The organism is Lysinibacillus sp. RU7, assembly GCF_057837305.1.
Genome location: NZ_JBYQFK010000180.1, coordinates 1 through 259 on the forward strand (window position 1 = coordinate 1; position 259 = coordinate 259).

Genomic DNA, 259 nt, shown 5'->3' on the forward strand with positions numbered 1-259 from the left:
TCACGCCTAACGTTAAGTAAATTGAAAAGCCATCTAAATTAAATGAATAGCCAGTTGGAATAACCAAACCGACAGTTGAATCTTTACTTCCCAAATTTTTGAGTTTTTTCATAATTTGAGGAAGAACAGAGTCAGAAGAAGCGGTACCTAAAACAATAGCGAGTTCATCTTTAAAATAGCCCACAAATTTGAAAATGTTGAGACCGGCAAGTTTTAAAATCGAACCTAAAACAATAACGACAAATAAAATGCAGGTTGC

General features: G+C 34.0%; 1 protein-coding gene. It reads right to left on the minus strand.

The window, feature by feature from the left end; genetic code table 11:
- The coding region (locus AC3II9_RS22010; protein WP_489158853.1) for a cation:dicarboxylate symporter family transporter at positions 1–259 on the minus strand (259 nt) is incomplete at both ends.